Raw genomic sequence first — 12,166 nt, 5'->3', positions numbered from 1 at the left:
ATGTCAGTTCTGGCCGGGCTGCTGCGCGTCGGCCATGCGGCGTTGAAAGCTCGCTGCCCATGCTCACGTACTGCAGTACGCTGCGCTGTTCAGCTCGCTTTCGCCTTGCCTGGCCCTAGCTCGCGAGCCCTGTATCAAGTGGGCTGCGCGCCAAGCGGTGCGCAGCAGCCCGATGTTTACCGAGAAGCGCGGCGGGTCATGAAGGCCAGGCGCTCGAGCAACTGTACATCCTGCTCGTTCTTCACCAGGGCACCGGCCAGCGGCGGGATGGCCTTGGTCGGGTCGCGCTCGCGCAGCACGGCTTCGCCGATGTGGTCGGCCATCAGCAACTTGAGCCAGTCCACTAGCTCGCTGGTCGAGGGCTTCTTCTTCAGGCCTGGCACCTTGCGTACATCGAAGAACACGTCCAGCGCCTCGGCCACCAGCTCGCCGCTGATGTTGGGGTAGTGCACGTCGACGATCTTCTTCAGGGTGTCGCGATCCGGGAAGGCGATGTAGTGGAAGAAGCAGCGTCGCAGGAAGGCGTCCGGCAGTTCCTTCTCGTTGTTCGAGGTGATGATGATGATCGGGCGCTGCTTGGCCTTGATCGTCTCGTTGGTCTCGTAAACGTAGAACTCCATCTTGTCGAGTTCCTGCAACAGGTCGTTGGGGAACTCGATGTCGGCCTTGTCGATCTCGTCGATCAGCAGGATCACGCGCTCGTCGGACTCGAACGCCTCCCACAGCTTGCCTTTCTTGATGTAGTTGCGAACGTCGTGAACCTTGTCCGAGTCGAGCTGCGAGTCACGCAGGCGGCTGACCGCATCGTATTCGTACAGGCCCTGGTGCGCCTTGGTGGTGGACTTGATATGCCAGGTGATCAACCTGGCGCCGAAGGCGTCGGCCAGTTGTTCGGCAAGCATGGTCTTGCCGGTGCCTGGCTCACCCTTGACCAGCAGCGGGCGTTGCAGGGTAATGGCGGCGTTGACCGCGAGTTTGAGGTCGTCGGTGGCGACGTAGGACTGGGTGCCTTCGAACTTCATCGGAAAATCCTCGGAACGGTAACGCGCGGGGCCGGCCCGCAGCAGAAATTCAGAGTGCGACTATAACGCGCAGCTCCGGTGGCTGTGAACGCAGACGCAGTATTCAGTCACTGAATGGCGAGTCACCCGGCTTTCGGTCTGCTGGCTGGACGTGTGCCAGGGGGAGGCTTAGGCTTGGGGTTTTCCCTGCCCGCAAGGACTTCCGTCATGAGTCGTATCTTCGCAGACAACTCCCAGGCCATCGGCAACACGCCGCTGGTCATGATCAACCGCCTGGGGCCCAAAGGCGTGACCATTCTGGCCAAGATCGAAGGCCGCAACCCGGCGTACTCGGTCAAGTGCCGCATCGGCGCCAGCATGATCTGGGATGCCGAGGAGCGCGGTGTGCTCAAGCCAGGCATGACCATCGTCGAGCCGACCTCCGGCAATACCGGTATCGGCCTGGCGTTCGTCGCTGCTGCACGTGGCTACAAGCTGGTGCTGACCATGCCCGCCTCGATGAGCCTGGAACGACGCAAGGTGCTCAAGGCCCTCGGTGCCGAACTGGTACTGACCGAACCCGCCAAGGGCATGAAGGGCGCTATCGAGAAGGCCAACGAGCTGGCCGCCGCCAACCCCGATTACTACCTGCCGCAGCAGTTCGAGAATCCGGCCAACCCGGCCATTCACGAAAAGACCACTGGCCCGGAAATCTGGCGCGACACTGAAGGTGCCATCGACGTGCTGGTCGCTGGTGTGGGCACTGGCGGCACCATCACCGGGGTTTCGCGCTATATCAAGCAAACCCAGGGCAAGCCGATCCTGTCGGTTGCGGTGGAGCCTGTGGGCTCGCCGGTGATCAGCCAGACCCTGGCCGGTGACGAGGTCAAACCCGCGCCGCACAAGATCCAGGGTATCGGCGCCGGTTTCGTGCCGAAGAACCTCGACCTGGCGATGGTCGATCAGGTCGAGCAGGTCAATGATGACGAATCCAAGGCCATGGCCCTGCGCCTGATGCGCGAGGAAGGCATTCTCTGCGGCATCTCCTGCGGCGCAGCCATGGTGGCGGCAGTGCGTCTGGCGGAGAAGCCGGACATGCAGGGCAAGACCATTGTGGTGATCCTGCCGGACTCCGGCGAGCGCTACCTGTCGAGCATGCTGTTCAGCGATATGTTCACCGAGCAGGAGCTGCAGCAGTAAAGCGGCAGCAGGCGTAGGGTGGATGTCGCCTTTCACATCCACCGCTCTGAGAACGATGAGGCGCGATCCACTCCACGCCCTGCTGACCACCCGCGATCAAGGCCGCCCTCGGGCGGCTTTTTCGTAAGGTGCGCCTTGCGCGCCGAGGTTGTTCCTCGGTGGCTCTGGTGTACACGGCGCCCCCTACGTTCTGGTTACGCTCGGCCTGACCACCAGCCAAAGCGCCAGCGCGATCAGCACGCAGCCGGGCAGGTAGTCCCAACTCAGCGGCTCACCCAGTAGCAGGGCACCCCACAACACGCCGAACGGCGGAATCAGGAAGGTGGTGGTGCTGGCCTTGATCGGCCCGATATCGGTCAGCAGGCGGAAATACAGCACATAGGCGAACGCCGTGCAGACCAGGCCAAGGCCGGCCAGCGACAGCCACACCTCGATACCGCCCCAGCTAGCCGGCGGTTGCAGCGCCAGGCTGCCGATGAACAGCGGCAACAGGAACAGGCTGGCCCCCGCCAGGCTGGCGAAGGCGGTCAGGCGGTTGTCCAGACCGCCTTGCTGACCGATCCAGCGACGGGTGAGAAAGCCGGCGAAGCCGTAGCAGGTGGTGGCCACCAGGCAGGCGCCGGCGCCCATCAGCAGTTGCAGGTCGAAGGCCACCGGGCCGGTGCGGGTCAGCACTGCCACGCCGAACAGACCAAGGAATACGCCCGCCGCCTTGCTGCGGGTGATGCCCTCATGGAAGAACAGCGCACCGATCAGTACGCCCATCAAGGGCGTGGTGGCGTTGAAGATCGCCGAATAACCGGCCGGCAGCATCAGCGCCGCCAGGCAATACATGGCTGAAGGCAGGCCGGCATTGATCACGCCCAGGCCCAGGCAGATGCGCAACTTGCCGCGAAAGTCCCAATCGCAGCGCAGCAGCAGGAGCAGTGTGAGCAAGCCCAGCACGCCGAAGCTGGCACGGAAGAACGCGGTCGGCATGCTGCCGAGGACCGGTGCGGCAACGCGCATGAACAGGAAGCTCGCGCCCCAGATGGCGGCGAGCAGCAGCAGGCGAAGGATATCGGCGGTACGCACGCTGAAGCATCCGATAGGGTGGGGCCGAGAGTGTTGCCGCTGGGCGGGGTTCTGGCAATCCGCATTGCGCTTTCGAACGAGGTTTTGTGCCAGCCCGTAGCCCGGATGAAATCCGCGAAGACTTGTACGATAGTTCCCGGATTGCATCCGGGTTACGGGCTGGCCGGCTTTGCGGCTAAGCTCGCTTCACCGATTTCCTTGCGAGGCACTTCCATGGCGCAGCAATGGCCGGCCGGCGAGATCGCTCGTCTGATCCTCGATGGCTTCGACGACTATCGCGAGCATTTTCGTCAGATCACCGATGGCGCGCGCGTGCGCTTCGAGCAGGCGCAGTGGCAGGAGGCGCAGCAAGCCTCGGCGGCGCGTATCAACCTGTACGAAGAGAAGGTCGCAGAAACACGCGAGCACCTGCTGCACGGGTTCGACGCTTCGCTGCTGGAAGTCACGCAGTGGCCACTGGTCAAGAGCGCCTACATCGCCCTGATCGACCTGCGTTTCGATGACGAGTTGGCGGAAACCTGGTTCAACTCGATCTTCTGCAGCCTGTTCAGCCATGACCAGATCAGCGATGGCTGCATGTTCATCCACACCACGCGACCGTCCCTGCGTAAGCAGCCCAGCGCCGCCCAGACGCGCAACTATCGACCTGCTGGCGAACTACTCCCGGCATTGCAGGCGATCTTCGACGATTACCGATTCGATGCGCCCTACGAGGATCTGCCCCGCGACCTGCAGCGCCTGGAGGAGCAGCTGCGCGCCAGTCTGCCGGATTGGGTCTGCAAGGACCCGCAGCTGTGCATCGAGTTGTTTTCCTCGGTGCTGTACCGCAACAAGGGCGCCTACCTGATCGGGCGCATCTACAACCGTGAGGAGCAGTGGCCGCTGGCAATCCCGCTGTTGCACCGCGAGGGCCAGGGCATCCAGGCCGATGCGGCGATCACCGACGAGGCGGAGGTGTCGATCATCTTCTCCTTCACCCGCAGCTACTTCATGGTGGACGTGGCGATCCCGGCCGAATTCGTCGGCTTTCTCAAGCGCATCCTGCCGGGTAAGCATATCGCCGAGCTATACACCTCGATCGGCTTCTACAAGCACGGCAAATCCGAGTTCTATCGCGCCCTGATCGGCCACCTGGCCGGCACCGATGATCGCTTCATCATGGCGCCCGGTGTACGCGGCATGGTCATGAGCGTGTTCACCCTGCCGGGCTTCAACACCGTGTTCAAGATCATCAAGGACCGCTTCGCTCACGCCAAGACGGTGGATCGCAAGACGGTGATCGAGAAGTATCGCCTGGTGAAAAGCGTCGACCGTGTGGGGCGCATGGCCGATACCCAGGAGTTCGCCGACTTCCGTTTCCCCAGGGCCAAGTTCGAGCCCGAGTGTCTCGCCGAACTGCTGGAAGTGGCGCCGTCGACCGTGGTGGTGGAGGGGGACACCGTGCTGGTACGGCACTGTTGGACCGAACGGCGCATGACGCCGCTCAATCTCTATCTGGAAAGTGCCAACGAGGCGCAGGTGCGCGAGGCGCTGGACGACTATGGCCTGGCCATAAAGCAACTGGCGGCGGCCAATATCTTCCCCGGCGACATGTTGTTGAAGAACTTCGGTGTCACCCGCCATGGCCGCGTGGTGTTCTACGACTACGACGAAATCTGCTTTCTCACCGAGGTGAACTTTCGCCGCATCCCGCCACCGCGTTTCCCCGAGGACGAGATGAGCTCCGAACCCTGGTACTCGGTGGGACCGATGGACGTGTTCCCCGAGGAATTTCCGCCGTTCCTGTTTGCCGATATCAAGCAGCGCAGGCTGTTCAGTCAGCTGCATGGCAATCTCTATGAGGCCGATTACTGGAAACAATTGCAGGAGGCGATTCGGGCGGGCAAGGTGATCGACGTGTTCCCCTATCGACGCAAGAGTCCGGTGATTTGACGGAGGCTGGTTGAAATCCGTTTGGCCCGGCCTAATCTTATAGGTGAGCCGCTGGCTCTTCCCTTTACTTGGCAGGAGGTCGTACCCATGCTCGCCAAGCTGCAAGAACAACTGCAAGCCCTGCTGCAGGCCCTTGGCCTCGCCCCGCAACCTCAGCCGATTCGCATCAGTGAAGCCGAGCAGCAACGCCTGCGCCGCGAGCGTCAGCGTCGCTGAAACTCGTCAGGTGAGCCGATGGGCGTCGAACCAGGCGTCTATCAGCTCGCGCATCCGCTCTCCCGAGAAACTCGCGAAATGCCCGCCGTGCACAGTGCGTACCGGCAGCTCGCGCAGACGCTTCAGGCTGCGCGCGTAATCGTCCAGGTTCGAGTGGTAGGCATCTTCGATCAGTGGGCCGTCGTAGAGAATGTCGCCGGAAAACAGCGTTTGCGTCTGCGCTTCCCATAGGCTGATGCCACCCGGCGAATGGCCGGGCGTGTGCAGCACCTGCAAGACCCGATTACCCAGATCCAGTACGTCACCATCCTCGATCAGGCGGGTGGCTGGTGCTGCTCGTACGCGGTATTCGGCGTAGCACAGCGGACAATCCGGATGCGCCTCGAACATGTCGTCGCCGACGAAGTCGGTGGCCAGGGTATTGGTGCCATCCGGCGCGGCGAGGATATCGGCTTCGGCCGGATGCACCAGGCGCTCATCGAATTCGTGATGCCCGGCGATATGGTCGAAGTGGCAGTGACTGGCCACCGCCAGCAGTGGCTTTTCGGTCAGCCACGGCAGTTGCTCGCGTAGGCTGACCAGCCCGGAACCCGAGTCGATCAACACGTCATGCTCGCGCCCCTGCACATGCCACATGTTGCAGCGATAGAAGGGACGCACGTAGGGCTCGTGGATCAGGCAGATGCCATCGTGGCGGTGCTCCACTTCGAACCAACGGTCACGGCTGACGATTTTCATGATATCTCTCGCGGCAATCGATCGACTGAGTGTATGAGCCCCGCCCAGGGCGAAGCCGTTATTCTGCGGCGTACGTGCGATTCGCCGTGAGGCGCGACTCTCACCGCTGATGCGTCAGGCCCGTAGGGTGCGCCGTGCGCACCGATCATCGTGCTGTCCCGGACTACAAGCGGGTGCGCGCGGCGCACCCTACGAGAGTGAGTCAGGCTCAGTCGTTTCAGGTAGGGCGGGTGCAACCCGCCAGATTTGTCATCACGCTACGCCAGCTGCGCCCGTGGCACCAGCACCCAGCGCCGCAGTACCGCGTAGCTGGCAGCGGTGATCAGGAACACCGGCAGCGAAGCGCCCCAGGCCAGCGGTGAGACCCAGCCCCAGTAGTAGGCCAGCACCGCGCCCAGGCCGTAAGCGACGAATGCGGCCGGGTTGAAACCGCTCAGGTAACGGTAGCGGCCGCCGTCGTCACTGAGCAACTCGTCCACCGCGTAGTCGCCCTTGTGAATCAGGAAGTAGTCGGCGATCAGCACCGCAAAGGCCGGGATGAACACACTGCCGATCACCAGAAGGAAGCTCTGGAAGTTGTCGAGAATGCCGGGGATCTGCGAGCCGAGGATCGACAGCGTGCCGATGGCCAGCGCCGGCTTCCAGAACGGGGTTTTCGGGCTGATGTTCAGGTACGACAGCGACGCGCTGTACACGCACATCACATTGGTGGTCATCACCGAGAGGAACACCACGATGGCCGCCGGCAGACCGAAGCCGAAACCGGCCAGCAGCACGGCGGGGTCGTAGGTCTGCTCCATACCGGTCAATACCGAGAAGCCCGACACCGTGGCGCCCAGGCCCATGGCCAGCAGCGTTGCCGCGACATAGCCGACCCAGGTGCCGATCCCCGCCACGCCCTGGCTGCGGCAGTTGCGGTTGTAGTCGGCGGCCAGAGGAATCCAGGAAAACGCGGTGGCGATGACGATATCGAAGGCGATGCCGGGGGTGATCTCGTTGCGCGGTTCGGTGGGCATGGCCAGCAGGCTTGCGAACTCGAACTTCTGCCCCATCACGTAAAACACCGCGCCGGCCAGCAGGAGCATGCCGATGGCGGCCCAGCGCTCGACTCGCTCGATGCCCAGGTGGCCGCGCAGGGCGATCAGCAGCACCAGGGTTTCGCAGAGGATGGTGAACAGCGGCAGGTTGGAGTAGCCGGTCAGGTGCTCCACCGCGTAGTTCAGGCTCATGCCGGCCAGCAGCGCCTGGATCCAGCTCCAGGCCAGCAGGGTCAGCAAATTGACCAGCGACGGCAGCTTGGCGCCGTGCACGCCGTAGCTGCCGCGTGCCAGCACCATGGTGGTCAGGCCCGAACGCTGGCCCATCAGGCCGACCAGTACCAGCGGCAGGATGCCGATAGCCGAACCGATCAGGACGATGAGCATGGCCTGGGTGAATTTCAGATCCGGCACCAGCAGCATGCCGGTGAGGATGGTGGTGACCACCACGTTGGCGCCTAGCCACAAGGCGATAGTGCCGCCGAGACCGAGGCTGCGATGCGCCTCGTCGGTTGGGGCCAGACCATCCTGGCCGAAGTGCTGGCTGAGATTCTTGAACATTGAACGACTCCCCGATGCTTGATTATTGGTATGAGTAGGCGGCAGTCAGTGATACAGCGGGATCTTGTGGTTATGCCCGTCGCCCGGATGTAATCCGGGCTTCGGGTTGGTGCAGTCGGGTAGGGTGGATGACGCCTTTTTCATCCACCATTGCAGTTGGTGGATGGGTGAAGCGTCATCCACCCTACGCAAGCTGAAGGCCCTCCTACACGGTCATCCGCTTTCTGTAGGAGGGGCTTTAGCCGCGATCAATGTAGTCAGGGATGAAAGGGCGTGGCCTCCTGCACCTCGATGATCAAAGGGCGATCTTCGGGTGCGCTACGCAGCAGCTCGGCCAGATGCGCATGGTCACGCGCACGTTCGGCGGCGCAGCCGAAACCACGGGCGATGGCGACAAGATCCGGCGTGTAGATATCGACGCCGATCGGCTCGATGTCGCGGCGTTGCATGTAGCGCTTGATCTCGCCGTAGCCGGCGTTGTTCCACAGCAGCACGATGATGCCGATTCGCGCCTCCACGGCGCTGGCCAGCTCGGCGATAGTGAACTGGATGCCGCCGTCGCCCATCAGGCTGATCACCGGCCGCGCAGGTTCGGCCAGCTTGGCGCCGATGGCCGCCGGCAGACCGTAGCCCAGGGTGCCGTAGCCGGTGGAGGCATTGAACCAGCGCCGCGCGCCGTCCAGTTCGACCAGATGGTTGCCGCTGTACACGGTCTGCGTCGAGTCGCCGACGAAGCGGGCGTCGGGCAGGGCATCGAGGATGCAGTCGAACAGCTGGCGGTAATGTGCCCAGCCGCTGAAGTCTTCGTTAAGGCGCGCCTGTACGGCTGCGGTACGCCGGGCACCGGGGCTGTTCGCGTTGGCTTCGCGCGGGTCGAACTCGGCCAGCAGCATGCGCATGGCCACGCGTGCATCGCCCTGGATTGCCAGGTGTGGCGTGAAGTTGCGCTGCAGTTGCTGAGCGTCGATGTCGATACGAATCAGCCGGCCAGGCAGGCGGAAGTCGCCATCGAACACCACGTCGTAGTCGGTCTCGCCCAGCTCGGTGCCGATGGCCAGCACCACGTCGGTCTCCAGCGCCAGATCGCGCACGGGGCGCAAAGACTGGTTGCTGCCCAGCAGCAGCGGATGACCCGGCGGGAGCAGGCCCTTGGCGTTGATGGTCAGCGCGGTCGGCACATCCAGTGCAGCGGCCAAAGCGCGGGCTTCAGCCTCGGCGGATACGCAACCGCCACCGAGCAGCAGAAGAGGGCGCTCGGCCTGTCTGAGCAGGCCGGCGGCCTCTCGGATCAACGTGCGGTTGGGCGCCGGGCGGCGCACCGTCGGCCGTGGCGCCAGGGTCATGTGCGTGGCGTCGGCAGTGATGATGTCCAGCGGCAGCTCGATATGCACCGGGCGTGGCCGCTCGCCTTCGAACACGGCGAAGGCGCGGGCCAGCACGCCAGGCAGTTCCTCGACGCTCATCAGCGTATGGCTGAAGGCGCTGACCCCGGCGGTCATCGCCCGCTGGTTGGGCAGCTCGTGCAGATAGCCCTTGCCGAGCCCCAGGCGCGCACGTTCGTTGACGCTGGAAATCACCAGCATCGGGATCGAGTCGGCGTAAGCCTGGCCCATGGCGGTGAGGATGTTGGTCATCCCCGGGCCGGTGATGATGAAGCACACACCCGGCTTGCCCGAGACGCGTGCATAACCGTCGGCCATGAAACCGGCGCCCTGTTCGTGACGCGGGGTGACGTGGCGGATGCTGCTCGATGGCAGGCCACGATAGAGCTCGACGGTGTGCACGCCGGGGATACCGAACACGGTGTCGACGCCCCAGGCTTCCAGTTGTTTGACGAGAAATTCGCCGCAGGTGGTCATGTCATGGATCCTGTGTGGGACGGGAGATCTTCATCCCCGCCCCCTCTCCTGGGGGGAGAGGGGAGGGAATGGATTAACCAACGATCCAGTGCGCCATCAGCGCGATGATCGGCAGGGTGATCAGGGTGCGGATGATGAAGATGACGAACAGCTCCAGCAGATTCAGCGGCAGCTTGGCCTTGATGATCAGCACGCCGACCTCGGACATGTAGATCAGCTGGGTCAGCGACACGCAGGCCACCACGAAACGCGTCAGCTCGCTCTCGATGCCCTTGCCCAGCACTGCCGGCAGGAACATGTCGGCGAAGCCCACCAGCATCGCCGGCGCTGCCTTGGCGGCTTCCGGCAGTTGCAACAGTTCGAGCAGCGGCACGATGGGCGCGGACAGCCAGTTGAAGATCGGGGTGAACTCGGCGATGGCCAACGATACCGTGCCAATGGCCATTACCAGCGGCAGCAGGCCCAGCCAGATGTCGACCACGTTGTGCACGCCGATCTTCACCATCTGTGCCGGCGAGGGGTTGGCATTGGCGCGCTGCACCGCCTGGGCCAGGCCCCAACGCAGCAGCGAGGTGCCGGCCGGCACATCTTCCTTGATCTGCTTGCCGACCCCGGCGACGTACTCGTCCTGCTTCCACGACAGGGGTGGAATACGCGGGGTGATGATGGCGGCGGCCAGACCGGCGACCACCACGGTCAGGTAGAAGGGTACGAATAGATGGTCGAGCTTCATGAAGCTGGTGATCAGCAGGCTGAAGGCGATCGAGGCGATGGAGAAGTTGGTGGCAATCACCGCCGCTTCCCGCGCGCTGTAGAAACCCTTGTGGTACTGCTGGGCGGTGATCAGCACGCCGACGGTGCCGGAGCCGAGCCAGCTGGCGATGGCATCGATGGCCGAGCGTCCGGGCAGGCCGAAGATCTTGCGAAATACATTGCGCACGATGGTGCCGATGAACTCCATCAGACCGTAGTCGGTCAGCAGCGGCAGGATCAGACCGGCGACCAGGAAGAAGGTGATCAACACCGGCGCCAGGTCTTTCAGCACCACGCCGCCGGTATTGGCGTTCCACACCCATTCCGGGCCGAATTGCCAGAATGTCATGGCCGCGAACAGCCCGCCTAACACGCGCAGGGCGAGCCACAGCGACGGCAACACGAACAGGTCGTTCAACGCGCGACGCTCGGTGAGCCAGCGTGGCTTGAGCAGGCTGCCGAACAGGCCGAGGACGGCGGAGAGCAGCAACAGGGCGGTGGCGATGGCAGGCAGCTGATCGCTGACGGCAGCCTTGAGTGCGTCAGCCATGACGCCGAGGCCGATGGTGACCTTTTCTTCGTAAACGATTGGGGTGAGAAACAGCAGCACGCCGAGCAGCGAGGGGATCAGGAAGATCAGTAACTGGCGCAGGCTGTAGGAGGTATCTGCCGGCGGCTGGTCATCCAGCAGCGGCATGGCTTCTTCGCGATTCATCTGGGCACCCTGATTTGTTGTTGTAGGGATGTACCGGGCACCTCGCGGGGCGCCCGGGCGGAGCAATAAAAACCGGCGGTCAGCGACGCTGAACCCCCGGAAGCACGCAGAGCATTTCGTACAGCAGGTTGGCGCCGAGCAACGAGGTGTTGCCGGTGGTGTCGTAGGGCGGCGAGACCTCCACCAGGTCGCCACCGATCAGGTCCAGGCCCTGGCAACCACGGATGATCTCGATGGCCTGGATGGTGGTCAGACCGCCGATTTCCGGGGTGCCGGTGCCGGGGGCCCAGGCCGGGTCGATGCCGTCGATGTCGAACGACAGGTACACCGGGCCGCCGCCGACCTTCTCGCGTACTTCGGCCATCAGCGGCTCCAGCGACTTGTGCCAGCACTCCTCGGCCTGCACCACGCGAAAACCCTGCTTGCGGCTCCAGTTGAAGTCCTCGGCGGTGTAGCCCTGGGCGCGCAGGCCGATCTGCACCACACGCTGGCTGTCGAGCAGGCCTTCTTCCTGGGCGCGGCGGAAGGTGGTGCCATGGGCGATCTTCTCGCCGAACATATGGTCGTTGACGTCGGCGTGGGCGTCGATATGGACCAGGCCGATCTTGCCGTACTTCTTGTGCAGGGCACGCAGGATCGGCAGGGTGATGGTGTGGTCGCCACCCAGGGTCAGCGGCTTGATGCCGAGTTCGACGATCTCGTCGTAGGCCTCTTCGATGATGCGCACGGCGTCGAGCAGGTTGAAGGTGTTGATCGCCACGTCGCCGATATCGGCCACGTTCAGCGAGTCGAAGGGGGCTGCACCGGTGGCCATGTTGTACGGGCGGATCATCACCGACTGGGCGCGGATCTCGCGCGGGCCGAAGCGGGTACCGGAGCGCAGCGAGGTGCCGATGTCCAGCGGCACGCCGACGAAAGCAGCATCGAGCTGGCGTTTTTCCTCGGTGCTCTGGATATGCGGCAGACGCATCATGGTGGCGATGCCGCCAAAGCGGGGCATTTCATTGCCGCCCAGGGGCTGGTGGAAAGTCTTGTCCATGGGGGGCCTCAGGCTCGTTCTGGTTGTGGCCGAAGTCTTGA

Annotated in this window: 10 protein-coding genes; 3 read left to right on the top strand and 7 right to left on the bottom strand. The window is 63.6% G+C overall.

What is annotated here, in order from left to right; genetic code table 11:
• Positions 1-176: 176 nt before the first annotated feature.
• Complete coding sequence (locus tag H3221_RS09545; RefSeq protein ID WP_160016783.1) at positions 177-1,022, bottom strand: AAA family ATPase; 846 nt, start codon at positions 1,020-1,022, stop codon at positions 177-179.
• A 207-nt stretch (positions 1,023-1,229) separates the two neighbouring features.
• Here H3221_RS09545 and cysK point away from each other — a divergent pair, with 207 nt between their 5' ends.
• A complete protein-coding gene (gene cysK / locus H3221_RS09540) occupies positions 1,230-2,201 on the top strand; it encodes a cysteine synthase A (protein WP_196473999.1) in 972 nt (323 codons plus the stop codon).
• A 183-nt stretch (positions 2,202-2,384) separates the two neighbouring features.
• Here the strand turns inward: cysK and H3221_RS09535 are convergent, their stop codons facing one another.
• Positions 2,385-3,275, bottom strand: coding sequence for a DMT family transporter (locus H3221_RS09535; RefSeq protein WP_196474000.1), 891 nt, complete (start codon positions 3,273-3,275; stop codon positions 2,385-2,387).
• Between the two features lie 213 nt (positions 3,276-3,488).
• On the opposite strand from H3221_RS09535, the gene aceK reads away from it, so the two are divergent.
• Together aceK and H3221_RS25585 are read left to right on the top strand one after the other, a co-directional pair.
• Positions 3,489-5,207, top strand: coding sequence for a bifunctional isocitrate dehydrogenase kinase/phosphatase (gene aceK, locus H3221_RS09530; RefSeq protein WP_196474001.1), 1,719 nt, complete (start codon positions 3,489-3,491; stop codon positions 5,205-5,207).
• Between the two features lie 87 nt (positions 5,208-5,294).
• The gene (locus H3221_RS25585) at positions 5,295-5,423 is read left to right on the top strand and encodes a PA1414 family protein (protein ID WP_017677423.1); all 129 of its coding nucleotides are present in this window, start codon (positions 5,295-5,297) and stop codon (positions 5,421-5,423) included.
• A 6-nt stretch (positions 5,424-5,429) separates the two neighbouring features.
• On the opposite strand, the gene H3221_RS09525 is transcribed toward H3221_RS25585, so the two are convergent.
• From H3221_RS09525 to speB, 5 genes are all read right to left on the bottom strand, one after another.
• Positions 5,430-6,161, bottom strand: coding sequence for an MBL fold metallo-hydrolase (locus H3221_RS09525; protein ID WP_196474002.1), 732 nt, complete (start codon positions 6,159-6,161; stop codon positions 5,430-5,432).
• A 257-nt stretch (positions 6,162-6,418) separates the two neighbouring features.
• Positions 6,419-7,759: a purine-cytosine permease family protein gene (locus H3221_RS09520; protein ID WP_196474003.1), complete on the bottom strand. Its 1,341-nt coding sequence runs from the start codon at positions 7,757-7,759 to the stop codon at positions 6,419-6,421.
• Positions 7,760-8,016: 257 nt separating this feature from the next.
• The gene (locus tag H3221_RS09515; RefSeq protein WP_196474004.1) at positions 8,017-9,618 is read right to left on the bottom strand and encodes a 5-guanidino-2-oxopentanoate decarboxylase; all 1,602 of its coding nucleotides are present in this window, start codon (positions 9,616-9,618) and stop codon (positions 8,017-8,019) included.
• Positions 9,619-9,691: 73 nt separating this feature from the next.
• A complete protein-coding gene (locus H3221_RS09510) occupies positions 9,692-11,086 on the bottom strand; it encodes a YjiH family protein (protein ID WP_196474005.1) in 1,395 nt (464 codons plus the stop codon).
• Positions 11,087-11,165: 79 nt separating this feature from the next.
• Positions 11,166-12,125: an agmatinase gene (gene speB, locus H3221_RS09505; RefSeq protein ID WP_196474006.1), complete on the bottom strand. Its 960-nt coding sequence runs from the start codon at positions 12,123-12,125 to the stop codon at positions 11,166-11,168.
• Positions 12,126-12,166 lie beyond the last annotated feature (41 nt).

The organism is Pseudomonas chaetocerotis, from assembly GCF_015712105.2.
Lineage (GTDB): Bacteria > Pseudomonadota > Gammaproteobacteria > Pseudomonadales > Pseudomonadaceae > Aquipseudomonas > Aquipseudomonas chaetocerotis.
Note: the sequence above shows the minus strand (reverse complement) of the source record. Positions and strands in the feature narration are given on the sequence as shown.

What these genes read in the sequence shown, in the direction of transcription:
- H3221_RS09545 (WP_160016783.1), bottom strand. Translation starts at nt 1,022, where the DNA reads ATGAAGTTCGAAGGCACCCAGTCCTACGTCGCCACCGACGACCTCAAA.
- H3221_RS09525 (WP_196474002.1), bottom strand. Translation starts at nt 6,161, where the DNA reads ATGAAAATCGTCAGCCGTGACCGTTGGTTCGAAGTGGAGCACCGCCAC.
- speB (WP_196474006.1), bottom strand. Translation starts at nt 12,125, where the DNA reads ATGGACAAGACTTTCCACCAGCCCCTGGGCGGCAATGAAATGCCCCGC.
- H3221_RS25585 (WP_017677423.1), top strand. Translation starts at nt 5,295, where the DNA reads ATGCTCGCCAAGCTGCAAGAACAACTGCAAGCCCTGCTGCAGGCCCTT.
- H3221_RS09520 (WP_196474003.1), bottom strand. Translation starts at nt 7,759, where the DNA reads ATGTTCAAGAATCTCAGCCAGCACTTCGGCCAGGATGGTCTGGCCCCA.
- cysK (WP_196473999.1), top strand. Translation starts at nt 1,230, where the DNA reads ATGAGTCGTATCTTCGCAGACAACTCCCAGGCCATCGGCAACACGCCG.
- aceK (WP_196474001.1), top strand. Translation starts at nt 3,489, where the DNA reads ATGGCGCAGCAATGGCCGGCCGGCGAGATCGCTCGTCTGATCCTCGAT.
- H3221_RS09515 (WP_196474004.1), bottom strand. Translation starts at nt 9,618, where the DNA reads ATGACCACCTGCGGCGAATTTCTCGTCAAACAACTGGAAGCCTGGGGC.
- H3221_RS09510 (WP_196474005.1), bottom strand. Translation starts at nt 11,086, where the DNA reads ATGAATCGCGAAGAAGCCATGCCGCTGCTGGATGACCAGCCGCCGGCA.